The organism is Pelomonas cellulosilytica, from assembly GCF_021353265.1.
In the GTDB taxonomy this organism is placed as follows: domain Bacteria; phylum Pseudomonadota; class Gammaproteobacteria; order Burkholderiales; family Burkholderiaceae_C; genus Pelomonas; species Pelomonas cellulosilytica.
The window spans coordinates 152,034-175,126 of record NZ_JAJTWU010000004.1 but is presented as its reverse complement, the minus strand read 5'-3'; the positions used below and the strand labels follow the sequence as shown (position 1 = coordinate 175,126).

Sequence of the window (23,093 nt, the reverse complement as noted above, 5' to 3'; positions counted from 1 at the left end):
GCGGGCCACACCCGCGAGCGTCGCGGCCCCCTCGCACGAGGGGCGCCAATCAATCTGCCCAACGCGAAGCAATCTCCCGCACGCGGTCCACGCACGCCTCCAGCGCCGCAACGATGCCCGGGTCGAAATGCGTGCCGCTGCCGTCGCGGATGAAGGCCAGGGCCTGGTCGTGCGTCATCGGCGGCTTGTAGGGGCGCTCGCTGATCAGCGCGTCGTAGACGTCGGCCACCGCCATCAGCCGGGCGGCCAGCGGGATGGCCTCGCCGATGAGGCCGTCGGGGTAGCCAGTGCCGTCCCATTTCTCGTGGTGGTGCCGGGCGATCTGCTTGCCGAACGTGAGCATCAGGCCGGCGTCGTCGCCCAGCCGGTCGATGGCACGCTGCAGCAGGTCGGCACCGTGCTCTGCGTGCGTCTTCATGACGCGCCATTCGTCGGCGGACAGCTTGCCTGGCTTCAGCAGGATGCCGTCCGGGATGGCGACCTTGCCGATGTCGTGCAGCGGGGCGGCCTTGGCCAGCTCGTCGATCGCGAAGTCGGTCAGGCCCACCGGGCCTTCGGGGCGCGCGGCCAGCCACTGCGCCAGCGTGCGCACGTACTCCTGCGTGCGCTGGATGTGGTTGCCGGTGTCCACGTCGCGGAACTCGGCCAGGCTGACCATGACGAACAGCGTCGTGTCGCGCAAGCGCTCCACCTCGCGGCGGCGCGCCTCCAGCTCGCCGCTGAGCTGCGCGTTGTGCCGTAGCAGGTGGTCCTCCGCCAGCTTCAGCTGCAGGTGCGTGCGCACGCGGGCCAGCACGGTGGTGGGGTTGAACGGCTTGTGGATGAAGTCCGCGCCGCCGGCCTCGAAGCCGGCACTTTCGTCCTCGGTGCGGGTCAGCGCGGTCAGGAAAATCACCGGCACGCGTCGCGTCGCGGGGTCGGCCTTCAGCAGGCGACAGACCTCGTAGCCGTCCATCTCCGGCATCATGACGTCCAGCACGATGAGGTCCGGCGGCTGCCGGCGGCAGATCTCCAGCGCCTTGTGGCCGTTGACGGCCAGCTGCACGCGGTAGTCCGGCTTGAGCACCTGCGCCAGCAACGTCAGGTTGGCCGGCGTGTCGTCGACGACGAGGATGGTGGCCTGCGGTACGGCGAGGGTCTCGGTCGGCGTCATGGTCGATGGTGGTTGTCGCCGCGCAGGGCGGCCAAGGCCTCGTCGAAATCGAAGCGCTGCATCGCGCCCGCCAGCGCCTGGGCCTGAGGCTCCGGCAGCATGTCAATGAAGGCGGAGGCGTGCTGCTCCCATAGCGTCAGTGCATGGCTGTCGGCCTCGTTCAGCAGCGTGTCGAGCTGACTCATCAGCGTGACGGTCTCGTCGGCGCTGAAATTGGTGTCCTGCGGCGTCGCCATGACCTCCACCGCGAGAGGGCGCTCCAGGTCCAGCAACCGGCGCAGCGTGTGCGGCAGCAGCGGCTTTGCGCACATCGCCTGTGCACCCCGCCGCAGCGCACGCTCGCGCAGCACCGGCGTGTCGAAGGCGCTCAGCAGTGCGATGCGCCGCACCCGGGGCGGCCCCACCTCTGCCAGCTGGCGAAGCAGCTCGCCCCCCTCCATATCGGGCAGCACCCAGTCCACCAGCATCAGGTCGTGCGGGTGGTCGTGGGCCGTGCGCGCCAGTCGACCCAGTGCATGGCTGCCCTGCGTCATCACTTCGAGTTGCGCGGCCGGGGCCAGCGCCTTGACGAGCGCCAGCAGCGCTTCGTGGCCGGCGCTGTGCGGCGCCTGCACGACCAGCACGCTGTGCACGTTGGCGCGGCGCTGTGGCGGCAGTTCAGGGCAGGGCGGCAGCGGCAGCAGCAGGTCGAAGGTGCTGCCGCGCCCGGGCGTGCTGCGTGCCGTCAGCGTGCCGCCCATGCGTTCGGCCAGGGCCCGGCAGATCGCCAGGCCGAGGCCCGTGCCGCCGAAGCGTCGCGCTGCGCCCGCTTCGGCCTGCGCGAACGGCGAGAAGAGCCGGCCCATCTGTTCGGCCGACATGCCCACGCCGCTGTCCCGCACGCTCAGCCGCCAGGCGCCACCCGCCTCCAGTGCGGCCGTGAGCCTGACGTGGCCGGCCGGCGTGAACTTGACCGCGTTTACGAGCAGCTCCGTGAGCAGTTGGGTCAGCCGCGTGATGTCGCCCCGGCGTGCACCCGCCTCGGCCAGCAGCTCGGGCGCGGCGATGTCGCAAAGCAGCTCCAGCTGCTTGGCCTGGGCGGCCGGCCGCACGGCATCGATGGCGCTGGCCAGCAGCTGTTCCAGGCGCACCGGCTCGCTGGCCAGCTGCAGCCGTCCGGCGTCGAGGTCGGCGTAATCGAGCAGGCTGTCGATGATTTGGATCAGCGTCTCGCCCGCATGGGCCACCTCCTGCAGCTGGCCGCGCTGCTCGGCCGTCAGCCGGCCGCCGAGCAGCAAGCGCGTCTGGCCCAGCACCGTGTTCATCGGCGTGCGGATCTCGTGGCCGATGTTGCCGAGGAAGTCGGACTTGGCGCGCGAGGCCGCCTCTGCCGCCTCGCGTGACTGTTCAAGCTCCGCCATGCGTGCCTTGAGAAGGTCGTCCGCCGTGGCCAGCCCGCGTCCGGCCGGCGCCAGCAGCAGCAGCCGCGCAAGCTGGCCCGACAGCCCCCACAGCGCCAGGCAGAACATCAGCTGGCACAGCGCCAGGTTGGCCAGCAGCGGCCAGGCCTCCACCAGCCACTGCGGCGGCGCCCCGGCGAAACGCAGCAGCGTGGGCGGCGCCATCATCAGCGCCAGCATGCCCAGTGCGATGGCCAGCGCCTGGCGGGCCGGCCAGGTCGTATACAGCAGCAGGCAGCCCCCCAGCGTCCACGGCGTGAGGCTGGCCAGCGTGTAGAGGCTCGGGCCCGGGTCCGGCCGCCCAGTGAAGGCGAGCATCCCGAGCGTGAAGTACAGCGCCAGCAGCGTGACGCCGCCACGCTGCCAGGCCTGCAGCCGCTGCGGAAAGCGCCCCACGCCCCACGCCATGGCCGTGAAGGCGATGGCCAGCAGCGGATAGGCGATGCGGTCTTTGGGATCGATGACGTTCAGGAATTCCTCGCTGGCCCACGCGGCCAGCGCGGACGCGACGATGACGCCGAACAGCCAGCGCGTGCCGACCGGCCCGACGATGATCAGCGTGCGCCCGGCCGCCATCAGGCAGCCCCTTCCGCCGCGGGCAGCGCGGCCAGTGCGGCGTCGAAGTCCAGTTCGGCCAGCGCCTGCTGGAGCCGGGCCGTGGCGGCGTCATCGAGGTCGCAGTGGCTGCCATGGGCCTGCCACCAGTCCAGCGCGCGGCTGTCGCTCTGGCTGAGGAGCTGGCGCAGCTCGGCCAGGTCGCCGCGGCCGCGCGAAACGGCCGCCGGCGCGGCGCCGTGGGTCTTGAGCACCTCGTCGACTTCGGCCAGCAGCGCGGTCAGTGCCGACTCAGCGCGGCCCAGCAGCGTCATCGCGCCGCTGGCGTCCGCAGCCGCGGCGCTGCGCTCGAGCGCCAGCGCCAGCCGGTGCAGGTCCTGGGCACCGAGGGTAGCCGCCAGACCCTGCAGCGTGTGCGCGGCGCGGCGCAGTTCTGCCCACTCGCCATCGGTCACCCAGGCCACCCAGGCCCCCAACCCCTCGGCGTATTGCGCGGCAAAGCCCTGCAGCGTGCGCCGGTACAGGGCCACCTGGCCGTCGAACTGGCGCAGCCCCGCGGTCATGTCCAACGCGGGTGTTGCGGGTTCCGGCATGGGGGCCGGCCGGTAGCGCTGCAACTCGCGGACGAGCCGCGCGACGTCCAGCGGCTTGGCGATGTGCCCTTGCATGCCGGCCTCCAGGCACTGGGCACGTTCCTCGGCCAGCGCGTGGGCCGTCATCGCCAGCACCGGCAGGTGCTCGAAACCACGCAGCTGGCGCAGCCGGCGTGTGGCGCTGAGCCCGTCCAGCACGGGCATCTGCAGGTCCATCAGCACCAGGTCGTAGGCCTGGGCGCCGGCGGCCTGGAGCTTGTCCAGCCCTTCCTGTCCGTCACCGGCCACATCCACCAGCGCCCCGCGTCCGCTGAGCAGTCGCAGCGCGATCTCCTGGTTGACGGGGTGGTCCTCGACGAGCAGCACGCGCAGCCCGGCCAGCGATTCGGCGTCGGCGCCTAGCGGCCGTTCAACCTGGGCATCGCCCAGCAGCCGGCGCAGATCGGCCGCCAGCAACGGCTTGGTGCACAGTGCGCGGGCGCCGAACGCGCGCGCCTGCGCGGGGCCATCGTCCAGCGTGGGCGTGCACATCACGGCCACCCTCAGCCCCGGGTGGTCACGGCGCAGGCGGGCCAGCAGTTCGGCTCCGGTCGGGCCCGGCCCGGGCAGCTGCCAGTCCACCAGCAGCCAGGCGAAGGGCTGCCCGGCCCGGCGGCGCTCGTCCAGCGCGCCCAGCGTGGCTTCCACAGTCGCCGCCGTGCGCACGCTGGCGCCCAGGCCCAGGTGCCCCAACAGCTCCTCGGTGGAAGTCCGGCTGGCCGCGCGAGCGTCCGCGAGCAGCAGCGGCCGGGGATTTAGGAGGGTGGGGGGCCGGGCTCCGGCATCCATCGGCAGCGCCAGGCGGATCTCAAAGCAACTGCCTCGCCCGGGCTCGCTGCGGACCTCCAGGCGCCCGTCCATCAGCTCGACGAGGCGGCGCGTGATGACCAGGCCTAGGCCGGTGCCTCCGTAGCGGCGGTGGACGGAGGCATCACCCTGCCGGAACTCGCGGAACAGCCCGGCGATCTGCTCGGCGTCCATGCCGATGCCCGAGTCCTGTACGCGGATCACCAGCGGCACGCGATCGCCCACGGCACCCAGGTCGACGTCCAGCGTCAGCTGCACCTCGCCGGCCGGCGTGAACTTCAATGCGTTGGACAGCAGGTTGACCAGCACCTGCTGCAGCCGCAGCGCGTCGCCGCGCAACTGGCCGTGTGCACCCAGCAGGCTCGCATCTGCCCATCGGCAGACCAGCGCGACGGCAGGGTTGGCGTGCATGGGGCGCACCAGCTCGACGGCCTGCGCGACGACGTCCTCCAGCCGCAGCGGCTGTGATTCGATCTCCATGTGGCCCGCCTCGATCTTGGAGACGTCCAGCAGGTCGTTGATGAGGCTCAGCAGCGTGCGCGAGGCGCTGTCGGCCTTGAGCAGCATCTCGCGCTGCTCGGCGCTCAGCGGCGTCTGCAGCGCCAGCTGCGTCATGCCCATGATGGCGTTCATGGGGGTGCGGATCTCGTGGCTGATCTGCGCGAGGAAGCGGGTCTTGGCCTCGGTGGCCGCACGTGCGGCGGCGATGTGGGCCTGCGCATGGCGATGACGGCGGCGCACCACCAGCACGCACAACACCGGCAGCGGCAACAGCAGCAGGTTGAGCGCCAGTGCGGCGTCGATCAGGTCGGCTCCGCCGCTGCGGAGGTTCAGCAGCAGGGCCAGCAGCGCCAGCAGCGCCGCGATGGCAAGCCAGAGGAGTCCGAGCGTGAGGGGGCGCTGGGGCATGGAGCGGTCGCGTGGAGCTGACCAATTATGGTGGGCGTGCTTTGCCGTCAGGTGCGACTAATGCACGCTTGCCGCCTGGGGAAAACCACCGTCTGCACAGCGCTGTGCGCGGGAATGCTGCGGTTATCCTGAAACGGCCATGCCGCTGATCCTCGTCGTCGACGACCAACCGAGCAACATCCACGCGCTTTATCAGCTGCTCGTGGACGATTGCGAGGTGTCCATGGCCACGAGCGGCGCCGAGGCGCTGGCCTTCTGTGCGCAGCAGCTGCCCGACCTGATCCTGCTCGACTTGCTCATGCCGGAGATGAGCGGCTACGAGGTTTGCGACCGCCTCAAGGCCGATCCGCGCACCCGCGCCATCCCGGTCATCTTCGTCACCGTGCAGGGCGGGGCCGCCGATGAGGCCGAGGGCTTCGCCCATGGGGCGGTGGACTACATCTCCAAGCCCTTCGTCGATGTCGTCGTGAAGGCGCGCGTGCACACGCAGCTGGCGTTGAAGCTGGCCTCCGAGAGCTTCGCACGCTCGCAGATCGAGCTGTTCCAGCGCGACAAGCTGGCGTCGGTCGGCCGCACGATCGCCGACATCGCCCAGGAGCTCAGCTCACCGCTGGGCAATGCGCTGATCTCCGCCTGCACGCTGCAGGACGACCTCGCGCAGTTGCGCAGCTCGTCCGTCGGAGGCGTCATGAAGCGTGCGGACCTCGACAAGCATCTGCGCGTCAGCGAGGAAAGCGTGTGCCTCGTGCTATCCAACCTGCAGCGCACGCTGTCCATCGTGGACTCCTTCTTGCAGTCGACGGCCGACAACTTCGGGGACCAGCGCTGCAGCTTTTCGCTGACGGAGCTGGTCCATGAGGTGGTGACGAGCCTGACCGACGTGCTGGAGGCGCATCAGGTGCGCTGCGAACTCGCTGCCGGTGACGACGTGCACCTGCTCAGTTTTCGCGGCGCGCTGGCCAAGGTGCTGACGACGCTGGTGCAGAACGCCGTCAAGCACGCCTACCGCGAAGCCGGTGGCGAGGTGCACATCCGCGTCAGACCGCTCGGCGCCGACCAGTTGACCATCACGGTGCAGGACCACGGTGTCGGCATGCCGCCGGCCACGCTCGGGCGGGTCTTCGATCCGTTCTTCTCGACGCGCTTCGGCCCCAACCGGCGGGAGCCGGGGCTCTACATCGTGCGCAACCTCGTCACGTTCGCGCTCGGCGGGCAGATCCAGGTCGAATCCACCCCCGGCGTCGGCACGACGGTGCGGCTGACGCTGCCGATGATTTCGCCCGAGGCGCGGCGCGCATCCTGATGGCCGTGACGCGTGTCAGGCTCGCACTGCTCGGAGGGCTCGCCCTGCTGGTGGCGCTGGCGCTGGCCGTTTACCTGATGCGCCAGCCTGCGATGAAGGATCGCGAACCCATCGTCATCGGCGTGCTGCATTCGCTCAGCGGGCCGCTGGCCACCGCCGAGGCCCCGCTGGTTGCAGCGATCCGGCTGGCCGTGGAGGACATCAACCGGGGCGGCGGATTGCTGGGCCGACGGGTCGAACTGCGAATCGAGGACATGAACTCCAACGCGAGCAAGCTGGCGCCCGAAGCAGCCCAGCGGCTGATCACAGAGCAGCGGGCCGTCGCGTTGTTCGGCTGCTGGAGTTCCGGCTGCCGACAGGTCGTGCGGCCGGTCGTCGAGTCCGCGAACCATCTGCTGTTCTACGCGGCGGCCCACGAGGGCATGGAGGTCTCGCCGAACATCGTCTACACCGGGCCGACGCCGAACCAGCACGTGCTGCCGGCCACGGACTGGGCGATGGGCCGTTTCGGGCGTCGCGTCGCGCTGGTCGGCACTGACAGTCTGTTTCCCCGACGTGTCAACGCGATGCTGCGCGAGTTCGTCCAGCTCCGGGGCGGCGAGGTGCTGGCCGAGCGCTATGTGCCGCTGGATTCAAAGGAGGTCGACGCGGCCGTCGCCGAACTGCAGGCCCTCAAGCCGGACCTGGTGCTCAGCACGATCAACGGTGACGGCAACCGGACGTTCTTTGATGCCATCGTGGCGGCCGGGCTGAGCGACCTGCCGCTGCTCTCCTTCACGGCCGCAGAGCCCGAGATGAGCGCGTTCGGCGGTGGTCGCCTGAGCCGGCATTTCACCGCGTGGAGCTATCTGCAGTCGCTGCCGGGCGCCGCCAACACGGAATTCCTTGCCCGCTGGCGCGAACTCAATGGCTTGCAGGTCCAGGCCAGCGACCCAGCCGTGTCGGCTTATCTCGGCGTCAAGCTGTGGGCGGCCGCGGTGCGCGAGGTGGGCAGCACGCAGATCGCGGCGGTCAATGCGACCGTCGTGCAGCAAAGTGTCAGCGCGCCTTTCGGCTTTGCCGCCATGGACGACGACACGCGGCACCTGTGGCGGCAGTTGCGCATCGCGCAAGTCCGGCCGGATGGCCAATTGGGCGAGGTGGTGCTGCTGGGCCGCCACATCCGCGCCTCGCCCTGGCCAAGCTTCCGCACGACCGAGCATTGGAACGAGCTGCTGGCGCGTTCGTCGGGAGACAAGCGTTGATCCCGGCAGCACCGCGTGTCGCCTGGCGCATCGGGCCGGCCCTGCTGCTGGGCTTCATGCTGCTGTCCATGCTGCCGCTGGGGCTGGTGGGATGGTGGCAGCTGGACAGCTTCGAGCGCACCCTGCGGACCACCGTCACCGAAGGGCTCGTCGCCATCGCCCGCAAGAAAGTGGTCGAGACCGACGAATACCTCGACGACGCCCAGGTCGACGCCCAGCTCACCGCTCAGGCGGCCGACACGCAGGCGCTGCTGATCCAGCGCCGCGACGCCCCGTCATCGCCGGTGCCGGCGGCGAGTCGCACCTTCTTTGAGCGGCTGTACGACACCGGCAAGTATGTGAACTTGATGCTGGTGCTGCCCGACGGTCGCATCGCCTTCGCGATGAAGCCGAACGGTGTGGACGATGTCGTCGCCCGGCTGGACGCCGCGGCCTTCCAGGGCAGCGACCTGATGGCGACCCACCAGCGCGCGCTCGGCCATCTGAATCCGCAATTCACGCAGGCCGTGAAGCTGCCCGGTTCGACAGCATTGACGTTGTTCCTCGTGCAGGCCATCGTCGCTGGCGACCGCGTGCTCGGCAGCGTCGTGCTGCAACTCCACCTGCCGCGCTTGCTGAGCGTCGCGACGGATCGCGCAGGCCTGGCCCTCAGCGGTGAAACGCTGCTGGTGCAGCGCAGCGGCGATCGCGTCATGCTCGTCAACGACAGCCTTCGGCTGCCGGCGGAGCAGGTGGAGCGCGCCTTCGACCTGAACGCGGCGGACGCCTTGCCGGCCGTGCGTGGCCTGCGCGGCGAGAGCGGCAGCGGGCTGATGCGCAACTACGCCGGCGTGGAGGTCGTCTCGTCCTGGCGCCAGCTGCCGGCGCTGGAATGGGGCATCGCCGTCAACATCGACGCCGACGAGGCCTTCGCACCGGCGCGCGCGCTGCGAAACCGGCTGCTGGTGGCGCTGCTGCTGGCGTTGCTGATGGCGCTGGGCCTGGCCCTGCTGGTCGGCCGCCGCCTGGTCGAGCCGGTCAAGCTGCTCAACGGCGCCGTCGCTCGTATCGCCGGCGGGCGGCTGGACGAACGGGCGCCGGTCTGCGGCTTCACGGAATTCCGCGAGCTGGCCAGCAACTTCAACCACATGGCGGACCAGTTGGTCCTCGAGAAGCAGCAGCTGGAGGCTCGCGTGGAGCAGCGAACCCGCGCGCTGAACGACAGCGAGCAGCGTTTCCGCGGCGTGTTCGAGCGTGCGCAGGTGGGCATCGCGCTGTGCGACGCCCAGGGCATCATCCTGGATGTGAACCAGGCCCTGACGGCCATGCTGTGCCGCACGGCCGACGATCTGCGCGGCGTGAAGCTGGCCGGGCTGCCCGACTTCCGCACCGGCCGCCAGCCGGGCGGAGAACTGGCGCGGCTGTCGACTGGCCGCGCGGAGCACGTGCGGTTCGAGCGCGGCTTCGCGCTGCCAGGCGGCGGTGAGCTGTTCGTCGACGGCAGCGCCAGCGCCATCCGCGATGGAGGCGGGCGGCTCGTCAACATCGTGCAGATGCTGATCGACGTGACGGAGCGCCACCGGGCCGAGGTCGACCTCGTGCGCGCCCGCGTCGCGGCCGAGGCCGCCAGCCAGGCCAAGAGCGACTTCCTCGCCAACATGAGCCATGAGATCCGCACGCCGATGAGCGGAGCGCTGGGCATGCTCAACCTGCTGCTGCGCACCGAGCTGACGCCGCGCCAGCACGACTACGCCGCGAAGGCGCGCACGGCGGCCCAGGCGCTGCTGGGCGTCATCAACGACGTGCTGGACTTCTCCAAGGTCGAGGCCGGCAAAATGGAGCTGGACCCGCACCGCTTCGACCTCGGCGAGTTCATGCGCGAGCTGGCCGTCATCCTGTCGGCCAACGTCGGCGACAAGGACATCGAGGTGCTGTTCCGCCTCGATCCGCGCCTGCCGAAGGCGCTGGTCGGCGACACGACACGTTTGCGCCAGGTGCTGCTGAACCTGGCCGGCAACGCACTGAAGTTCACCGAGCGCGGCGAGGTGGTGCTGGCGCTGACGCTTCTCGGCGAGGACGACGGCGTGGCACGCATCCGCTTTGAGGTCAGCGACACCGGCATCGGTATCGCGCCGTCCAAGTTGGAGATGATCTTCACCGGCTTCAGCCAGGCCGAGCAGTCGACGACACGCCGCTACGGCGGTACCGGTCTCGGGCTGGCCATCAGCCGGCGCCTCGTTGCGCTGATGGGCGGTGAGCTGGGTGTGGACAGCCAGCTCGGCGAAGGCAGCCGCTTTCATTTCGAGCTGTCGCTTGCCGAGGCGCCGGCCGAGGCGCAGCGGCGGCCGGTGATTCGCCCGGGCCTCAAGGTGCTGATCGTGGACGACAACCCGATGGCCCGCGACGTGCTGCACGACATCGGCGAAAGCCTGGGCTGGGACTGCGACCTGGCCAGCAGCGGCGAGCAGGCGCTGGCGATGGTCCACAGCGCCGCCGAGCGCGGCCAGCCGCGCTATGAGCTCATCCTGCTGGACTGGCGCATGCCGGGGCTCGATGGCTGGGAGACCTCGCGCCGCATCTACGACAGCCATGAGTCCGACGCGCCGGTCATCATCATGGTCACAGCCCAGGGCCGCGAACTGCTGGCCGAGCGCAGCGAGCAGGAGATCGCCAGCCTGGGGGGCTATCTCGTCAAGCCGGTGACCGCGTCGATGCTGCAGGACGCCGTGGCCGAGGCCACCAGTGGACAGCCGCGCCGTGGTCGGCCCGAAGGGCGTGAGCAGCATCTGGCGGGCATGCGGCTGCTCGTCGTGGAAGACAACGGCTTCAACCAGCAGGTGGCCCAGGAGCTGCTGCAGGACGAGGGCGCGGTCGTCACGCTGGCCGGTGGCGGCGTGGAGGGCGCGCACCTCGCGACCGTCAGCGAGCCGCCGTTCGACGCCATCCTGATGGATCTGCAGATGCCGGACATCGACGGCTTCGAGGCCACGCGGCGCATCCTGCAGCGACGGCCGGAGAGCCTCGTCATCGCGATGACGGCCAATGCGATGGAATCCGACCGGCTGGCTTGCCTCGCGGCGGGCATGCGCGACCACGTTGCCAAGCCGGTGGACCTGGAGCAGTTGGTGGCCTGCCTGCGTCGCCACGTGGGCCCGCGTCCGCAGCCCGCCAGCGTGGCGGCGCCGGCCCCTGCCGAGCAGTCGCCGCTGCTCGAGCGGGCCATTGCGCTGAAGCGGCTCGGCGGCCGGCAGGCGTTGTACGACCGGCTGGTGCAGTCGTTCGCGCAGGACGCGCCGGCCGAGATGGAGGCGCTACGGCGCCATGTGGCCCAGCGCAGCGCGCACGACGTGGTGCGCGTGCTGCACACGCTGCGTGGCCTGGCGGGCGCCGTCGGTGCGACGGCATTGGGCTTGATGGCGGGCGAACAGGAGGCCGCCGTGCGCGTGGATAGCCAGACGAAGGCCGCCGACCCCGACGCGTTGCAGCGTCTGCTGGACGCCACGCTGGCCGAGCTGGTGCCGCCGGCCCCGACGCCGACGGTGCCCGCCGCCGACGCGCTGGAAGCGCTGCGGCGACTGCGCCAGCTGTTGGTGGAGCGCAACATGCGGGCGGTAGACACCTGCGAGCTGCTGGCGCCCCAAGCGGAGTCGCTGGGACCGGAGTTCGCGACCTTGTCGGCCGCTGTGGCGCGGCTGGACTTCGTCCGCGCACTGAAGAGCTGCGATCAATTGCTCGAAAGCCTCAACCCCCGGTGAGGAAATGTCGGCCCGCGGCGTCGATGCGGTGCGGCTTACACATACAATGAGAATCATTCTCATCAATGGTCTTCTGCCGAGCCGTCGCCATGTCCGAGTCCTCCAGCCTTGCCGCCGCCCCTGCCGGGCAGGCGCTGACCGTCCAGCAGGTCAGCGCGCCGATGCATTCGCCGGAGTGGGCCGCGTGGCTATCCGACCTGGGCTTCCTGCCGGGCGAAGCGGTGCGCGTGCTGCGCCGCGGCGCTCAGCGCACGGGCAACCTGGTCGTGCGCGTCGGGCAGTCGACTTTCGCGCTGCGTCATGCCGAGGCGGAATGCATCGCCGTGACGCCGCGCCGCCATGACTGAAGGCGTCATTCACGTCCATCGGGGCGGCAAGCTTGTCGCCCTCGTAGGCAACCCGAACTGTGGCAAGACGGCGCTCTTCAACGGGCTGACCGGCAGCCACCAGAAAGTGGCGAATTACGCCGGCGTCACCGTCGAGCGCAAGGAAGGCCGCCTCGTTTCAGCCGCCGGCAAGGCATTGCGCCTGCTGGACCTGCCCGGCACCTACAGCCTGCATCCCCGCTCGCCGGACGAACGGGTCACCTGCGACGTGCTGGCCGGCCGCGCCAAGGGCGAGAAGAGGCCTGACCTTGTCATCTGCGTGCTGGATGCGACCAACCTGCGCCGGAACCTGCGCCTGGTGCTGGCCGTGCGTCGCATGGGGCTGCCGGTCGTCATCGCATTGAACATGGCCGACCTGGCCGCCCGGCGCGGGCTGAAGGTGGACGCCGCCGCGTTGTCCGCCCAGCTCGGGGTGCCCGTGGTGCGCACGGTGGCCATCCACAAGGAAGGGCTGGACGAACTGCGCACGCTGCTGGATGACCCCGCCGTCTGGGAGGCCGCCCATGTGGCCATCGCCGGCGAACAGCAGGTCGATGACCACGTCACCGTCAAGACACTGCTGCGCGCGTTGCAACTAGACGAGGAACTGCCCGAGTTGCCGAGCGACCGCGTGGACCGCGTGCTGCTGCACCCGGTGGCGGGCTCGGTCATCCTCGCGGTGCTGTTGTTCTTGTTGTTCCAGGCTGTCTTCTCGTGGGCAGAGCCGCCCAAGGACGCCATCGAGGCCGGCGTGGCCTGGGTGGGCAATCAGGTCGGCGTGCTGCTGCCGGAAGGCTGGCTGCGCAGCCTGCTGGTGGACGCCGTCATCGCCGGCTGCGGCAGCGTGCTGGCCTTCCTGCCGCAGATCCTGATCTTGTTCTTCTTCATCCTCGTGCTGGAGGAGTCGGGCTACCTGCCGCGCGCCGCGCTGCTGCTGGACCGGCTGATGGGCAGCGTGGGCCTGTCCGGCCGCAGCTTCATCCCGCTGCTGTCGAGCTTCGCCTGCGCCATCCCGGGCATCATGGCCACGCGGTCCATCTCCAATCCGCGGGACCGTCTCGTCACCATCCTTATCGCGCCGCTGATGACCTGCTCGGCGCGGCTGCCGGTCTACGCACTGCTCATCGGCGCCTTCGTGCCGCAGCGCGAGGTGGCGGGGCTGGAGCTGCAAGGCCTGGTGTTGTTCGGGCTTTACGTGGCCGGCATCCTCGGCGCGCTGGCCGTCGCGTGGGTGCTCAAGCGCTTCACGAACACCGGCCGCCTGGTGCGCCCGCTGATGATGGAGCTGCCGGCCTACCACTGGCCGCATCCGCGGTCGGTGGCCATCGGCCTGTGGCAGCGCGCGGTGATCTTCGTGCAACGCGTGGGCGGCATCATCCTGGTGCTGACTGTCGCGTTGTGGGTTCTGGCCAGCTTCCCGGCGCCGCCAGAAGGCGCGACGGGCTCCCCCATCCAGTACAGCGTGGCCGGCTGGCTGGGCGCGGGACTGGCCAAGGTGTTCGAGCCCATCGGCTTCAACTGGCAGATCAGCCTGGCGCTGGTGCCGGGCCTGGCCGCGCGCGAGGTGGCGATCAGTGCGCTGGGCACCGTCTACGCGCTGTCCGCCACAGGCGACGAGGCCGCGCAGGCGCTCGCGCCGCTGATCGGCCACAGCTGGAGCCTGGCGACTGCCTTGTCGCTGCTGGCCTGGTATGTTTTCGCGCCGCAGTGCATCGCGACGCTGGCCGCCGTCAAACGCGAGACCGGCGGCTACAAGCTGCCGTTGATCATGGCGGGCTACCTGTTCGGCCTGGCCTACGTGGCGTCGTTCATCACCTACCGCGTCGCGGTCTACCTGGGCGCTTAAGCAGCGCGCATTTCGGGCCGAGCCCGGACGAAGAACTCAAGGCGCTGCGCGCGTCGGCACGCTGGCGCTGCAGATCTCGATGTGTCCCGGGCTGTGCACGAACCAGCCGCTGCGGTAGCGGCGCGCATCCAGCAGCTGGGCCCAGGTCGCGGAGTCCGTCTTGAGCACCTGCAGCGCCGGGCGTTCCTCGGCGGGTACATCGGCCAGCAGCCGTACGCGCTGGATACCGGTGCGCTGCTCGGGCTTGTCGTAGAAGCCCATCGCCGCCGTGCCGCGGGGCAGGGCGGACAGCAGCTCCATGCCCTTGAGCACGCGGCCGACGACGGTGATGTTGAGGTCCAGCCCGCGCGGGGCCTGGCCGATGACGACGTACAGCTCGCTGCCGTTGCTGGAGTCGACCGCATCGCCACGGCCGGCGCCCACCATGCCGTAGCAGTGCGCCAGCCAGGCCTTGCCGGCCTTCGGGTCGGCAGCGACGGGAAAGCCTTCGGCAAACCCGGTGCGCGGCGCCCAGCCATCGACGTCGGGCAGCTTCGTGAAGCCGGCTGACTTGCCGATGCGGTCGATCGGCACGGAGAACTCCGCCGGCAACCGGGCACTGGCACCGGCGGGCAGAGGCCGGGCCTTGGCCGCGTCCTCGCCGTCGGGGTCGCCCCATTGCGTGACGAAGTTGTCCTGCACGCGAAGGATGGCCAGGCCGTCCCAGAAGCCGCCGCGGGCCAGCGCCCGGATGTTGGCGACGTGTGCTGGCGCGAAGCGCGGGGCCAGCTCGATGAGCACCTGGCCGGTGGCCAGCTCCATCACGAGCGTGTTCTCCGGGTCCAGGGCGCGCCAGTCCGCCGCCGGCGACGCGGCGAGGATCTCCTGGGCGCTCTGACGCGGCGCTTGCCTGGTTTCGGCGCGTCGCGGGGCGGCATGCGCGACGGTAAGGGCCGCGGCCGTCAGCAGCATCGCGGCAACGCAAAGGGCAGGGTGTTCCATGCGCTGAGCTTAACGGCGCGGCCTGCCGGCCGTAGGTGAAGGCCGACAGCTATTTGCGAAGTCGGTGGCTGCCACGCCCAAAGGCGAAGGGCTTCAATGCGGTATCCCGCTTCTGGAGAAGGCCATGCATCCCGCCCTGACCCTTTTTGGCGAACGGTCACTGACCTTAGTGGCCGCCACCTTCCATGATGGCCATAGTGCCGCGCGCGCCGCCCAGGCGGTCGGTGAGCGGTCGCGCCGAAAGCTCGGCATCTTCGTCGTCACGCCGCGCGACCCGCACTTGGCCCGTAAGCTGGAGCCAGAAAGCCATGGCATCTGGTGCACGCTGCTTCGATCTCATGGGCGGCTGGGCGTGGCCGGTGCGGCGCTCGGCCTACTGATGGCCGGGCTATTGCTTGGCACTGGCTGGCCGGCTGCAGTCGCGTCGCCGGTCGCCGTGCTTGGGCTGGGCCTCGTGTACGGGGCTTTCACCGGGTTTCTGGTAGCTGGACTGCTAACGCTCCGGCCCGACCGCGTGCGGGTGATCTGCGATGTGCGTGACGCGAGCGAGCACGGGCGCTGGACGGTGGTGACGCACCCGACAACGGCCCATGACGCAGCGGTAGCGCTGTCGCAGCTCGGCCGGGTGAGCGGCCAGGTGTTGCGCTCGCTCTAACCGGGCGCGCGCCCGGCGCGGGTGGGCCGGCTTTCTACAATGACCCGATGCCCGAGACCGACGCCCCTGACACCCCAGACCTGCCCTTCGTCCACCTGCGCATGCACACCGAGTTCTCGGTGGTGGACGGCACGCTGAGAACCGATGACGCCGCCGCCGCTGCGGCCGCCGATGGCCAGGTGGCCGCCGCCGTGACCGATCTCGCCAACCTGTTCGGTGGCATCAAGTTCTATTCGGCCTGCCGCAAGAAGGGTGTCCAGCCCATCCTCGGTGCCGACTGCTGGCTGGAGACCGAGGCGACCGACAAGCCACCCACGCGGCTGTTGCTGCTGGTGCAGGACAAGCAGGGCTACCTGAATCTCAGCGAGCTGCTGTCGCGGGCTTGGATCCAGAACGTGCAGCGCAACCAGGCCTGCCTGAAATGGGAATGGCTGGAGGAGCTGGGCGGCGGGCTGATCTGCCTGTCCGGCGCGCAGCTGGGCGGCCTCGGCCAGGCCCTGCTGCAGGGCGACAAGGCGCGTGCCCGCGAATGGGCGCAGAGGCTCTCTGCCATCTTTCCCAACCGCTTCTACATCGAGCTGCAGCGCGCCGGCCTGCCGGGCCAGGAAGCGCTGGTGCAGGCCAGCGTGCCTCTTGCCGCCGAGCTGGGCCTGCCCGTGGTGGCCACGCACCCGATCCAGTTCCTGACCGAGGACGACTTCGGTGCCCACGAGGCGCGCGTCTGCGTGGCCGAAGGCGAGACGCTGGCCAATCCCAAGCGCATCAAGCGCTTCCTGCCCAGCCAGCATTTCAAGACGCAGGCGCAGATGCGTGAGCTGTTCAAGGACATCCCGAGCGCCATCCAGAACACCGTTGAGATCGCGCGCCGCTGCTCACTCACCCTCGTGCTGGGCAAGCCGCAGCTGCCCAACTTCCCGACGCCGCTGCTGGAAGACGGGACGCCGATGCCGATGGAGCAGTACTTCCGCGAGCTGAGCCACGCCGGCCTGAAGGACCGGTTGGTCCACCTGTTCCCGAACGAGACCGAGCGCGAAAAGGAGCGGCCGCGTTACGTCGAGCGGCTGGAGTTCGAGCTGAACACCATCATCAAGATGGGCTTCCCGGGCTACTTCCTCATCGTGTCGGACTTCATCCGCTGGGCCAAGGAAAACGGCTGCCCGGTCGGCCCCGGCCGGGGCTCGGGCGCCGGCTCGCTAGTCGCGTATGCGCTGCTCATCACAGACTTGGACCCGCTGCGCTACAACCTGCTGTTCGAGCGCTTCCTGAACCCGGAACGCGTGTCGATGCCCGACTTCGACATCGACTTCTGCCAGGGCAACCGCGACCGCGTCATCGACTACGTCAAGAACAAGTACGGCCTGCCGGCGGTCAGCCAGATCGCGACGTTCGGCACGATGGCCGCGAAGGGCGCGCTGCGCGACATCGGCCGCGTGCTGGGCATGGGCTTCGGCCACGTGGACTCCATCGCCAAGCTCGTGCCCGCGCCGCCCGGCAAGACGGTGACGCTGGCCAAGCTGCCGCCCAACTTCGACCCCGACAAGGCCAAGATGGTCTACGCGCGGCACGAGTCGCCGGAGATCGAGGAGCGCGAGAAGGCCGATGAGGAGGTGGCCGGCCTGCTGGAGATGGCCGCCCGCGTGGAGGGCACGGTGCGCTCCATCGGCATGCACGCCGGCGGCGTGCTGATCGCGCCGGGCAAGATCACCGACTTCTGCCCGCAGTACCAGCAGCCCGGCTCGACGTCAGCCGTCAGCCAGTTCGACAAGGACGACGTGGAGGCCATCGGCCTCGTGAAGTTCGACTTCCTGGGCCTGGCCACGCTGACCATCCTGGAGCTGGCCAAGAACTTCATCGTTGCCCGCCACGCGGACCGCGCGGGTTTCGACTGGGCCACCGTGCCGCTGGACGATCGCAAGACCTTCGACCTGTTCGGCAAGGGCCTGTCGGAAAGCGTGTTCCAGTTCGAATCGCCCGGCATGCAGCGGCTGCTGAAGGACGCGCGACCGTCACGTTTCGAGGACCTCATCGCGCTGGTGTCGCTATACCGGCCGGGTCCGATGGACCTGATCCCGTCTTTCGTCGCCCGCAAGCACGGCAAAGAGGTCATCGAGTACCCGCACCCGCTGCTGGAGCAGGTGCTGGCCGAGACCTATGGCGTCTTCGTCTATCAGGAGCAGGTGATGCAGTCCGCCCAGGTGCTGGGCGGCTACAGCCTCGGCGGCGCCGACATGCTGCGCCGCGCGATGGGCAAGAAGAAGGCCGAGGAAATGGCCATGCACCGCGAGATCTTCCGCAAGGGCGCCGCGGAGAAGGGCATTGACCAGGACAAGGCCGACGAGGTCTTCGACTTGATGGAGAAGTTCGCGGGCTACGGCTTCAACAAGTCGCACGCCGCCGCGTACGCGCTGCTGAGCTACCACACGGCGTGGCTCAAGGCGCACTACACGGCCGAGTTCTACGCCGCGAACATGACCATCGAAATGGACGACACCGACAAGCTCAAGGTGTTGCTCAACGACGCCAAGCTGTTCGGCATCGACTTCCAGGCGCCCTGTGTGAACAAGGGCCAGTACCGCTTCGAGCCGCTGACTAGCCGGCTCGTCAACTACGGCCTCGGCGCCGTCAAAGGCACGGGCCGCGGCGCCATCGAGGCCATCGTTGCGGCGCGCGAGGCGGGCGGCCCGTTCCTGAGCTTCTACGACTTCTGCCTGCGCGTGGACCGCAAGGCCGTGAACAAGCGCGTCGTCGAGGCGCTCATCAAGGCCGGGGCGTTCGACAGCATCAACCCCGAGCGTTCCAAGCTGCTGGCCAGCGTCGGCCGCGGCTACACGCACGCCGAGACGACCGAGGCCAATGCCGACCAGGGCGGCCTGTTCGACTTCGGCGACTCGCATGCGTCCAGCACGGCCGAACCGGACCTCGTCGACGCGCCGCAATGGAGCATCAAGGAGCGGCTGTCGCTGGAGAAGACGGCCATCGGCTTCTACCTGTCCGGCCACCTGTTCGACCAGAGCGGCGCCGAGGTGCGCCGCATCGTCAAACGCCAGATCGCCGACCTGCAGGACAGCCGCGACCCCGTGCTGGTGGCCGGCATCGTCAGCGGCATGCGCATCATCAACGGTCAACGCGGCCGCGTCGGCATCTTCAAGCTGGACGACAAGAGCGATGCCATCGAGGCCGTTGCCAACGAGGAGCTGTTGAACGCCAACAAGGAGCTGCTGGCCGAGGACGAACTGATCATTGCCCAGGGCAAGGTGCAAAACGACCGCTTCTCCGGCGGCCTGCGCATGAACGTGCAGGCGGTCTGGAGCCTGGCTGCGGCGCGGGCACGCTTCGGCCGTCACTTGCTGCTGGGCAATGCGGGTGCGGCCGGCCTCATCCACGAGCTGGTGCAGCGCTTCCCGCCGCGCGACGTGGAGACGGAGGAGGGCGGCGTGCGGCGGCTGGGCCTGCCGGTGCGCGTGGCCGTGCAGGCCGAGCCCCCGGCCGGCGGCGTAGGCGCCCGCTGGCTGGTGGAGCTGGGTGAGGCCAGCCGCTTCTGGCCCGCGGACGAGGCACTCGTGAAATTGGGCAGCGCGGCCGAGGTCATCTACGAGGGCTGAGCGGCCGAGGGTGGGCGATGATTCCCGCCCCATGCAGCCCACAGCGCCCCAGCCCCTCGACGGGCTGCCCCGCCCGCAGCCCGTCACCGGCCTCATCCTGACCGGCGGCGGCGCACGTGCGGCCTACCAGGTGGGCGTGCTGGCGGCGCTGGCGCAGCTACGCCGTGACGCCGGTGTCACGCAGGGCAACCCCTTTCCCATCATCAGCGGAACGTCAGCCGGCGCCATCAGCGCTTCGGCGCTGGCCTGCCACGCTGATGATTTCGACGGCGCCGTGGACGGGCTGCTGCACCTGTGGCAAGGCCTGCATGTCGAAGACATCTACCGGGCCGACGCTTTCGAAGCGGTGAAGAGCGGCGCGCGCTGGGTGTCGATGCTGAGCCTGGGCTGGGCCATCGCCCGCTGGACGCGCAGCCGCCCGCGCAGCCTGCTGGACAACGAGCCGCTGCGCCAGTTGCTGATGCGCTACCTCGACATGGGCCGTGTCGAGTCGATGCTGGCCGGCGGCCACCTGCGCGCGCTGGCGCTGACGGGCTCCAGCTATTCGTCGGGCCAGCACGTGACGTTCTTCCAGACGCACCATCATGTCGTGCCGTGGCTGCGCGAGCAGCGCATGGCGGTACAGACGCGGCTCGATCTGGGTCATCTCATGGCCTCATCGGCCATCCCGTTCATCTTCCCGGCCGAGCCGCTGGACTTCGAAGGCGATGTCGAATGGTTCGGCGACGGCTCCATGCGCCAGAGCGCGCCGATCTCGCCCGCCGTGCACCTGGGCGCCGACCGCGTCCTCGTCATCGGCGCCGGCCGGATGAAGGAGCCCGAAGGCCGGCGCCGGCTGGAGGTGGGCAGCCACCCCAGCATGGCTCAGATCGCCGGCCATGCGCTGTCCAACATCTTCCTGGACGCGCTGTCGGTGGATGTGGAGCGGCTGCGTCGCATCAACCGCACGCTGGCGCTGCTGCCGCGCGAGGCTCGGTCAGCCACGGCGCTACGGCCCATCGAGCTGCTCGTCATCGCGCCCAGCCGCCGCCTGGACGACTTGGCCGGCGAGCACCAGGCCAGCCTGCCGAAATCCGTCCGCGCGATGCTGCGGGCCTTCGGCGTCAGTGGACGGGGCAAGAAGACCAGCGGGTCGGCGCTGGTCAGCTACCTGCTGTTCGAGCCGAGCTTCATCGGCGAGCTCGTCAACCTGGGCATGAGCGACACGCTGGCCAAGCGCGCAGAGGTGCAGCGCTTCTTCGGCTGGCCGGCCCGGGCACCGCAGATCGACCCGGCGTCACTGCGGCGCGGCAGGTCGGCGGGCTTCGCCGCGAGCGCGCCTGACTCGCTGCGCTGACGGACCGCGACAGCTGAGAACAGCGTCGGAGTTCTTGACACCCGCCCGAGGCGCCGACCTCGATCACCCTCCGATCAACGACTTGCAGTTGGTGGTGCAGAACTTGCTCGGCCATGAAGTCGACGCAGTTGTCGTGCCTTTCGTGAGGAGGGCACCATGAAGAACCTGTCCGCAACCCTCTGCGCAGCGCTTGCGCTGTGCGTCTCCTTCGCGTCACCCGCCGCTCGGGCGGCGCCGATGCTCATCGAGCAGCGCTTGATTTTCCTCGGCAGTCGCGGTCGCTTACCGCCGGCCTACCGCCGGCGTCGCATGGGCGGACCTCCCTGTCGCGGACTTCGGACCGACGCCTTGTTCGGCTACGGCGCCCCCGCCGTTGTCACTAGGCGCTTCCGACGGTCGGGGAAGGGACAGCGCCGGTCGTTCTTCAACGCGGCATCTGGTTGTTCGCGGGCTGGCTCGCCGACGAGGGACGATCCCTCCCTCGGAAGCCGGCTGAGGCAAGGGCGCCAGCACCTGGCCGGCTACCCGTAGGCCTTCGCCGGCAACCAGGCGGCGGCCCTCTTGATGCCCGGCACGTGGCGCATCAGGCTGGGCCGGTCCTCGAGCGGGCGAGTGGCCTACAAGCGTTGAGCCCGCGCCGGTCCGAGCCCGGCCGACGATTCCGGCCCGGCTGGCCGTGTCGATCTCGACGGTCGGAGATGCCGGCTCGATCACCTTGCCGAGTGCGCTGAGCGCGACCGCGGCCCGCACAGCCAAGCTAACGACGCCGCTTCACGCCTCTCCGGCCTGGGCGCGCACCATCGCAGCGTATGCCCCGTCGCGTGCGATCAGCTCGGTATGCGTGCCGCTCTCCACCAGCCTGCCCGCGCCCATCACATGGATGGCATCGGCGTCGCGGATGGTGGACAGGCGGTGTGCGATGACGATCAACGTCTTGCGGCCCGACCACTGGGCCAGCGCCTGCTGCACGGCACGCTCGCTCTCGGTGTCCAGCGCCGACGTGGCCTCGTCGAAGATCCAGACCGGCGCGTCCTTGTAGAGCGCCCTCGCGATAGCCAGCCGCTGCCGCTGGCCACCCGACAGCTTGCTGCCGTTGGCGCCGACTGGCGTCTCGATGCCCTCCGGCAGCGTCTGCACGAAGTCCCACAGGTGGGCGGCGCGCAGCGCGGCCTCCAGCCTGGCCTCGTCGCGCGGCTGCGCGTAGGCGATGTTGTTGGCGACCGAGTCGTCGAACAGCACGATGTCCTGCGACACAACGGCGAACTGGCGGCGCAGGCTGGCGCGGGTCAGCGTCTCGATGTCGGTGCCGTCGATCAGGATGCGGCCGGCATCCGGTTGGCCGAAGCCGAGCAGCAGGTGGATGATGGAACTCTTGCCGGCGCCCGACGCGCCGACCAGCGCGGAAGTCTTTCCGGCACGGAAGGCGACGCTCAGACCATCCAGCGCCGGTTGAGAGGTGCCCGGATAGGTCAGCCGCACGTCGTCCAGCATGATGTCGCCTCGGGCCGGCGCGTCCAGCTCGCGGGTGCCGTGATCGGCTTCCTTGGGCGCATCCATCAGCTCGAAGCAGCCGCGGGCAATGACCAGCGCGCGCGTGACCGGCGCAGCCAGATCGGAGAGGTGGCGCAGCCGCGACGTCAGCAGAAGCAGCGCGGCGACGAACTCGGCGAAGTCTCCGACGCCGCTGCCGGTGTGGCGCGCTTGCCAAAGCGCGATGCAGATGATGGCCGACAGCCCGACGGACGCCACCAGTTGGGACAGCGGTTGCCCCAGCGCGCCGGCCGTCGTCGCTTTCAGGTTCGTGCGGCGCACTTCCTGTGACACCTCGGTGAAGCGCGCCAGCTCGTGCGGCGCCGCTCCGAACTGCCGCACCACGCGCCAGGCCCGCGTGATGTCGTCCACGCGGTTCACCAGCGCCAGCTGGGTGTCATAGGAGCGCGATGCCATCAGCCGCACGCGCTGGTTGACCTTCTTCATGACCAGCGCCATCAGCGGCGTGACGACCAGGCTCAGCAGCGTCAGTTGCCAGTTCACGTAAAACAGGTAGATCAGCATCGCGATGGCCGGCAGCCCGTCGCGCAGCACGTTGATGCCCACTTCGCCGGTCAACTGCAAGATCTGCTGCGGGTCGTTGACGACCTTGCTGACGGCAGTGCCGGCTTGCATGCGCGTGTAGACCTGGGCGTCCAGCCGTAGCAGCGCGTTGACGAGCGCGGTGCGGAAGTCCATCACGCAACGCGTCACGGTCCAGTTGAAGAGGTACTGGCCTGCGAAGCCAAACACGCCGCGGATCATGTACAGCCCGATCAGCACGACCGGCACGGCCCAGAGCGGGAAAGCGTTCTTCGCGAATCCGTCGCCGAATGCGTACTTGATCAGCTTAGGGATGGCCGGCTCGGTGCAGGCCAGGCCGATGTATGCCAGCACGGTCAACAGTGCGCCCCAGCGGTGCGGGTAGATGAACTGGCCGAGACGACGGGCGGGAGAGTCTTGTTTGTCTGCTGACATGGGGCGCGATTGTCTCCCGCGGCG

13 protein-coding genes are annotated in these 23,093 nt (G+C 69.6%); 8 read left to right on the top strand and 5 right to left on the bottom strand.

The window, feature by feature from the left end:
* Positions 1–49: 49 nt before the first annotated feature.
* The 3 genes from LXT13_RS11830 to LXT13_RS11820 are packed head-to-tail and all read right to left on the bottom strand — an operon-like array spanning position 50 to position 5,495.
* Positions 50–1,153: a response regulator gene (locus LXT13_RS11830; protein ID WP_233372130.1), complete on the bottom strand. Its 1,104-nt coding sequence runs from the start codon at positions 1,151–1,153 to the stop codon at positions 50–52.
* A complete protein-coding gene (locus LXT13_RS11825) occupies positions 1,150–3,168 on the bottom strand; it encodes an ATP-binding response regulator (protein WP_233372129.1) in 2,019 nt (672 codons plus the stop codon). The genes LXT13_RS11830 and LXT13_RS11825 overlap by 4 nt, the downstream gene beginning before the upstream one ends.
* Complete coding sequence (locus tag LXT13_RS11820; RefSeq protein ID WP_233372128.1) at positions 3,168–5,495, bottom strand: response regulator; 2,328 nt, start codon at positions 5,493–5,495, stop codon at positions 3,168–3,170. Before LXT13_RS11820 ends, LXT13_RS11825 begins: the two co-directional genes overlap by 1 nt.
* A 139-nt stretch (positions 5,496–5,634) precedes the next feature.
* Between LXT13_RS11820 and LXT13_RS11815 the strand changes: the two genes are divergently transcribed.
* From LXT13_RS11815 to feoB, 5 genes are all read left to right on the top strand, one after another.
* Complete coding sequence (locus LXT13_RS11815) at positions 5,635–6,798, top strand: hybrid sensor histidine kinase/response regulator (RefSeq protein ID WP_233372127.1); 1,164 nt, start codon at positions 5,635–5,637, stop codon at positions 6,796–6,798.
* A 5-nt stretch (positions 6,799–6,803) separates the two neighbouring features.
* Complete coding sequence (locus LXT13_RS11810) at positions 6,804–8,042, top strand: urea ABC transporter substrate-binding protein (RefSeq protein WP_233372126.1); 1,239 nt, start codon at positions 6,804–6,806, stop codon at positions 8,040–8,042.
* Positions 8,039–11,776: a response regulator gene (locus LXT13_RS11805; RefSeq protein WP_233372125.1), complete on the top strand. Its 3,738-nt coding sequence runs from the start codon at positions 8,039–8,041 to the stop codon at positions 11,774–11,776. Before LXT13_RS11810 ends, LXT13_RS11805 begins: the two co-directional genes overlap by 4 nt.
* Before the next feature lie 89 nt (positions 11,777–11,865).
* Positions 11,866–12,123 (top strand): FeoA family protein, encoded by a 258-nt coding sequence (locus tag LXT13_RS11800; protein WP_233372124.1) that lies wholly within the window; start codon positions 11,866–11,868, stop codon positions 12,121–12,123.
* Positions 12,116–13,987 (top strand): ferrous iron transporter B, encoded by a 1,872-nt coding sequence (gene feoB / locus LXT13_RS11795; protein ID WP_233372123.1) that lies wholly within the window; start codon positions 12,116–12,118, stop codon positions 13,985–13,987. The genes LXT13_RS11800 and feoB overlap by 8 nt, the downstream gene beginning before the upstream one ends.
* 36 nt (positions 13,988–14,023) lie before the next feature.
* Here feoB and LXT13_RS11790 read toward each other — a convergent pair whose 3' ends face one another.
* The gene (locus LXT13_RS11790) at positions 14,024–14,968 is read right to left on the bottom strand and encodes a peptidylprolyl isomerase (protein ID WP_233372122.1); all 945 of its coding nucleotides are present in this window, start codon (positions 14,966–14,968) and stop codon (positions 14,024–14,026) included.
* Positions 14,969–15,092: 124 nt separating this feature from the next.
* Between LXT13_RS11790 and LXT13_RS11785 the strand changes: the two genes are divergently transcribed.
* From LXT13_RS11785 to LXT13_RS11775, 3 genes are read left to right on the top strand one after another with little or no spacing between them, the layout of a single operon-like run.
* Positions 15,093–15,623, top strand: a complete 531-nt coding sequence (locus tag LXT13_RS11785; RefSeq protein ID WP_233372121.1) for a hypothetical protein — start codon at positions 15,093–15,095, stop codon at positions 15,621–15,623.
* A gap of 47 nt (positions 15,624–15,670) precedes the next feature.
* Complete coding sequence (dnaE, locus tag LXT13_RS11780) at positions 15,671–19,225, top strand: DNA polymerase III subunit alpha (protein WP_233372120.1); 3,555 nt, start codon at positions 15,671–15,673, stop codon at positions 19,223–19,225.
* A gap of 31 nt (positions 19,226–19,256) precedes the next feature.
* Complete coding sequence (locus LXT13_RS11775; RefSeq protein WP_233372119.1) at positions 19,257–20,561, top strand: patatin-like phospholipase family protein; 1,305 nt, start codon at positions 19,257–19,259, stop codon at positions 20,559–20,561.
* Positions 20,562–21,332: 771 nt separating this feature from the next.
* Here the strand turns inward: LXT13_RS11775 and msbA are convergent.
* The gene (gene msbA / locus LXT13_RS11770) at positions 21,333–23,069 is read right to left on the bottom strand and encodes a lipid A export permease/ATP-binding protein MsbA (protein WP_233372118.1); all 1,737 of its coding nucleotides are present in this window, start codon (positions 23,067–23,069) and stop codon (positions 21,333–21,335) included.
* Positions 23,070–23,093 lie beyond the last annotated feature (24 nt).